Annotated in this window: 6 protein-coding genes; 2 read left to right on the forward strand and 4 right to left on the reverse strand. The window is 61.3% G+C overall.

Annotated elements, in window-relative coordinates:
* From NKI73_RS33290 to rpsL, 4 genes are all read right to left on the reverse strand, one after another.
* On the reverse strand, positions 1 to 91 hold a 91-nt coding region (locus NKI73_RS33290; protein WP_032908143.1), incomplete at its 3' end, for a GTP-binding protein.
* Between the two features lie 98 nt (positions 92 to 189).
* Positions 190 to 2,280 (reverse strand): elongation factor G, encoded by a 2,091-nt coding sequence (fusA, locus tag NKI73_RS33295; protein ID WP_352636270.1) that lies wholly within the window; start codon positions 2,278 to 2,280, stop codon positions 190 to 192.
* 28 nt (positions 2,281 to 2,308) lie between these two features.
* The gene (gene rpsG / locus NKI73_RS33300; RefSeq protein WP_008875664.1) at positions 2,309 to 2,779 is read right to left on the reverse strand and encodes a 30S ribosomal protein S7; all 471 of its coding nucleotides are present in this window, start codon (positions 2,777 to 2,779) and stop codon (positions 2,309 to 2,311) included.
* Positions 2,780 to 2,839: 60 nt separating this feature from the next.
* Positions 2,840 to 3,211, reverse strand: coding sequence for a 30S ribosomal protein S12 (gene rpsL, locus NKI73_RS33305; protein WP_006333356.1), 372 nt, complete (start codon positions 3,209 to 3,211; stop codon positions 2,840 to 2,842).
* A gap of 496 nt (positions 3,212 to 3,707) precedes the next feature.
* On the opposite strand from rpsL, the gene NKI73_RS33310 reads away from it, so the two are divergent.
* Together NKI73_RS33310 and NKI73_RS33315 are read left to right on the forward strand one after the other, a co-directional pair.
* Positions 3,708 to 3,989, forward strand: coding sequence for a transcriptional regulator (locus tag NKI73_RS33310; RefSeq protein WP_023762912.1), 282 nt, complete (start codon positions 3,708 to 3,710; stop codon positions 3,987 to 3,989).
* A 175-nt stretch (positions 3,990 to 4,164) separates the two neighbouring features.
* Positions 4,165 to 5,091, forward strand: a complete 927-nt coding sequence (locus tag NKI73_RS33315) for a Gfo/Idh/MocA family protein (RefSeq protein WP_352636272.1) — start codon at positions 4,165 to 4,167, stop codon at positions 5,089 to 5,091.
* The last annotated feature ends 169 nt before the right edge of the window (positions 5,092 to 5,260 follow it).

Here is a 5,260-nt window from a genome sequence, read left to right on the forward strand (position 1 = left end):
CCGCCGTCAGCGACGTCTTGCCATGGTCGACGTGGCCAATCGTGCCGATGTTCACGTGAGGCTTGTTACGCTCGAATTTACCTTTGGCCATAATCGTTCTCCGTCTATTCTACCCGCTTGGGGGAAATTGTTATTCGCTCTTCAGATCCGGCATCGCGCAAAGGACGCGACCCGGTGGCTAAGGAACCCTTACGCGTATTTCTTCTGGACTTCCTGGGCCACCGCCGTCGGGACCGGCTCGTAGTGATCGAACTGCATTGTGTAGGCCGCACGGCCCTGGCTCATCGAGCGCAAGTTGTCGACGTACTTGAACATGTTGGCGAGCGGCACCATCGCGTTGATGACCACGGCCACACCACGTGCTTCCTGACCCTGGATCTGGCCACGACGGCCGTTCAGATCGCCGATGACGCTGCCGACATAGTCTTCCGGCGTCACAACTTCGACCTTCATGATCGGCTCGAGCAGCTGCACGCCAAGCTTGGGTGCGGCTTCACGGAAGCAGGCGCGGCCGGCGATTTCGAAGGCCAGGACGCTGGAGTCAACATCATGGTAAGCGCCGTCGATCAGCGTCGCCTTGACGCCAATCATCGGGAAGCCCGCGAACGGACCCGAGGTCATGACGCTGTTGATGCCCTTTTCGACGCCGGGGATGTATTCCTTCGGCACAGCGCCGCCGACAATCTTGGTCTCGAACTCGAATTCGCTGCTGTCCGGGTTCGGCTCGAAGACGATCTTGACGCGGGCGAACTGACCGGTACCGCCGGTCTGCTTCTTGTGCGTGTAATCCTGCTCGTGCCTGCGGGTGATCGTCTCACGATAGGCCACCTGCGGCGCGCCGACATTGGCCTCGACCTTGAACTCGCGACGCATGCGGTCGACGATGATGTCGAGGTGAAGTTCACCCATGCCGGAAATGATGGTCTGGCCGCTTTCCTCGTCGGTCTTGACGCGGAAGGACGGATCCTCGGCGGCCAGGCGGTGAAGGGCGAGGCCCATCTTTTCCTGGTCGTTCTTGGTCTTCGGCTCGATGGCGATCTGGATGACCGGATCGGGGAATTCCATGCGCTCGAGGATGACCGGATGCAGCGGATCACTGAGCGTGTCGCCGGTGGTCGTGTCCTTGAGGCCGGCCAGAGCAACGATGTCGCCGGCAAAAGCCTCTTCGACGTCGGCGCGCGAGTTCGCATGCATCTGCAGCATGCGGCCGATGCGCTCCTTCTTGCCCTTCACGGTGTTGTCGACCGAGATGCCCTTGGTGAGCCTGCCCGAATAGATGCGGGCAAAGGTCAGCGAACCGACGAACGGATCGTTCATGATCTTGAAGGCGAGCATCGACAGCGGCTCGTTGTCGTCGGCGTGACGCTCGATCTCAGCGTCGGTCTTGGCATCGACACCCTTGATGGCGGGAACATCGGCCGGCGACGGCAGATATTCGACGACGGCGTCGAGCAGCGGCTGCACGCCCTTGTTCTTGAAGGCCGAGCCACAGAACATCGGGTAGAACTTCACCGCAATGGTGCCCTTGCGGATCAGCGCGCGGATCTCGTCGTTCGACGGCATCTTGCCTTCGAGGTAATTCTCAAGCGCCGTCTCGTCCATTTCGACGGCGGCCTCGATCATCTTCTCGCGGTATTCCTCGGCACGAGCCTTGAGGTCGTCCGGGATCTCGACGACATCCCAGGCAGCGCCCAGCGTCTCGTCGCGCCAGACCAGCGCGTTCATCTCGACGAGGTCGACAACGCCCTTGAAATCGGTCTCGGCGCCGATCGGCAGCTGCATGACGACGGCATGCGCACCGAGGCGCGAACCGATCATCTCGACCGAGCGGTAGAAGTCGGCGCCGATCTTGTCCATCTTGTTGCAGAAGATCATGCGCGGAACGCGGTATTTGTCGGCCTGGCGCCAGACGGTTTCCGTCTGCGGCTCAACGCCGGCATTGGCATCGAGCAGCGCGATGGCGCCATCGAGGACGCGCAGCGAACGCTCGACTTCAATGGTGAAGTCGACGTGGCCGGGGGTGTCGATGATGTTGAAGCGGTGCATCTTGCCGTCACGAGCCTTCCAGAAGGTCGTGGTCGCGGCCGACGTGATGGTGATGCCGCGCTCCTGCTCCTGCTCCATCCAATCCATGGTGGCAGCGCCGTCGTGGACTTCGCCGATCTTGTGCGACTTGCCCGTGTAATAGAGGACGCGCTCGGTGGTCGTCGTCTTGCCGGCGTCAATATGCGCCATGATACCGAAATTGCGGTAGTCTTCGATTTTGTATTCGCGGGCCATCGTAGCTGCCTCTCAGTCTCGTTCGCGCTTACCAGCGGTAGTGCGCGAAAGCGCGGTTGGCTTCAGCCATCTTGTGGGTGTCTTCACGCTTCTTGACGGCCGTGCCGCGGTTGTTGGCCGCGTCCATCAGCTCGCCGGAGAGGCGGTCGACCATCGTGGTCTCGTTGCGATTGCGCGCTGCTGCGATCAGCCAGCGAATGGCCAATGCCTGGCGGCGCTCGGGGCGCACGTCGACCGGAACCTGGTAGGTGGCGCCGCCGACACGACGCGAACGCACTTCCACATGCGGCGCGACATTGTCGAGCGCCTGATGGAAGACGGTGACCGGCTCCTGCTTGGTCTTCGACTGAACCTGGTCGAGTGCGCCGTAGACGATGGTCTCGGCAACCGACTTCTTACCGTCATACATGACGGCATTCATGAACTTGGTGACGATCAGATCGCCGAACTTCGGGTCCGGATTGATCTCACGCTTTTCTGCACTGTGACGACGCGACATGGCTTTTGTCTCTCAATCTCATAGCCCGACGCACTCAAGGAGCGCCAAGGCCGGAAAATCTTACTTCGGGCGCTTGGCGCCGTACTTCGAACGGCGCTGCTTGCGGTTCTTCACACCCTGCGTGTCGAGCACGCCGCGGATGATGTGATAGCGAACGCCCGGAAGATCCTTGACGCGGCCGCCGCGGATCATCACCACGGAGTGCTCCTGAAGGTTGTGACCTTCACCGGGGATGTAACCGATCACTTCAAAACCATTGGTCAGGCGGATCTTGGCCACCTTGCGCAGCGCCGAGTTCGGCTTCTTCGGCGTCGTTGTATAGACGCGCGTGCAGACGCCCCGCTTCTGCGGGTTCTGCTGCATGGCCGGGACCTTGTTGCGCTTCACCGGCGCAATGCGCGGCTTGCGGATCAGCTGGTTGACGGTAGGCATTAAACCCTCTTGTCTCTCAATTCCGTGTCTCGCCCGGTCAGGGCCGCTCAAAGCGTCATTTCCATACGCAAATTCGGGCCACGAACCGCGCCTCGCGGTCTTGCCCGAACAAATCGCAGAGGAAGCGGAAGCCGCTTCGTGCACGCCGGAAATGTCTTTTCGCTCGTAAAACGAACCCTGTTTGAGGCAAACTCCAAAGCGTGTCGCTTCGGAAGGGAGAGCCTCACATCGGTTCTGACTGGGCGGCTTCTACTCGTAAGACCGCGGACCGTCAAGCCCGGAGCGCTAAATATTGCGCGCCAACCAAGGCTTGGCAGCCATGTGAAAAACGCATGTAATTTTCTTTCGCAATTTTGCAAGAGCGAGGAAGAAAGTGCCAAGCCTTTAGCAAAGTGAATGGCTTTGCGCTGTTGCACGGCTCTTCTTCATGCGAAAAGGCCGCATGAGCAGTCAGAACCCCCTCGCCCGCCCACACATTGCCAAGAGGAATCGACCCGTGAACGACAATGAAGAACGCCCGGTCACCATCATCACCGGCCGGGTGTGGAAGAAAAAGGGCGGCAAACCGGAAGGCGTCCATGTCATGCTGGTCGCGCCCGACGACGATTCGGCGGTGCGCCGGGCACTCGAATCGCTTGCCGCGGAAGGTTACGCCGAGGCCGAGCTCGACCAGATCGGCGACATGGACGGCGTGCCCGACGAAGAGCCGCATCTTTCCGCCTTCCAGGGTGCGCTCGAAGGCGAAGTTTCGATCGTTACCTTCGACGTGCCGATCTGAAACCAGGCCTCGACTCGGCTTTCGAATCGGTTGCCGAGGCGAATCAGCGATCTAGGCTTCCTAGCCGACGAACGCCGGCGCTCAGATCGAGTAAGACTGAGGTTGGCCTGTCGGCTTGCCCAGGGCAAGTGTTCTGATAAGAAGCCATCACCATCACTCAACAGACGGAGCGGCCGTGTCCCAGCCCATTAAGATAGGCATCGTCGGCGTCGGCAAGATCGTCCGCGACCAGCACCTGCCGGCCCTGGCGAAGGACCAGGACTATCGCCTGATCGCTGCTGCCAGCCGGCACGGCAAGGTAGATGACATTCCGAATTTCCCGACCATCGAATCGATGCTCGATGCAGTGCCCGAGCTCGAGGCCGTCTCGCTCTGCATGCCGCCGCAGTTCCGCTACGACGCGGCGCGCACGGCGCTGATGGCGAAGAAGCATGTCTTCCTGGAAAAGCCGCCGGGCGCCACTGTCAGCGAGGTCGAAAACCTGAAGGCATTGGCCGCGCAGAACGGCGTCTCGCTGTTCGCCAGCTGGCACTCGCGCTATGCGCCGGCCGTGGAGGCCGCGCGCGCCTTCCTGAACTCGACCAGGATCAAGTCGGCCGCCATCAACTGGAAGGAAGACGTGCGCCGCTGGCACCCGAACCAGGAATGGATCTGGGCGCCCGGCGGTTTTGGCGTCTTCGACCCCGGCATCAACGCGCTGTCGATCGCCACTCATATCCTGCCGGCGATGTTCATCACTTCGGCGGTTCTGGATTTTCCCGAAAATCGCGCATCCCCGGTTGCCGCGCGCGTCACCTTCCGCACCTCGAATGGCTTGCCGGTGACAATGGACCTCGACTGGCTGCAGACAGGCCCGCAAAGCTGGGACATTCTGGCCGACACCGACAAGGGCGCCATGGTGCTTTCGGGCGGCGGCTCAAAGCTCGCTATCGACGGCCGTGTCGTCCACGACGAACCGGAAGCGGAATACCCGATGCTCTATCGGCGATTCGCCGAGATCGTGCGCGCCGGCACCTCCGACGTCGATCTCGCGCCTCTCCAGCATGTCGCCGATGCCTTCATGCTCGGCAAGCGAAACGTGGTCGAGGCCTTCTTCGACTGATTTGTGCACGCGACGGGATCGCGGACTTGGCTTGAATGCATGCTCGTGCCAGGTCGACCCCCCACTCCGGCTCGGCTACGCCGAGCCACCTTGTATCTACACGAGAGAGATTTCGTGGGATTAGAGCGATTGAGCCAAGGTCCGGGCGGCCGCCCGGACCTTGGCTTGG

This window comes from Mesorhizobium sp. M0496 (assembly GCF_040321205.1).
In the GTDB taxonomy this organism is placed as follows: domain Bacteria; phylum Pseudomonadota; class Alphaproteobacteria; order Rhizobiales; family Rhizobiaceae; genus Mesorhizobium.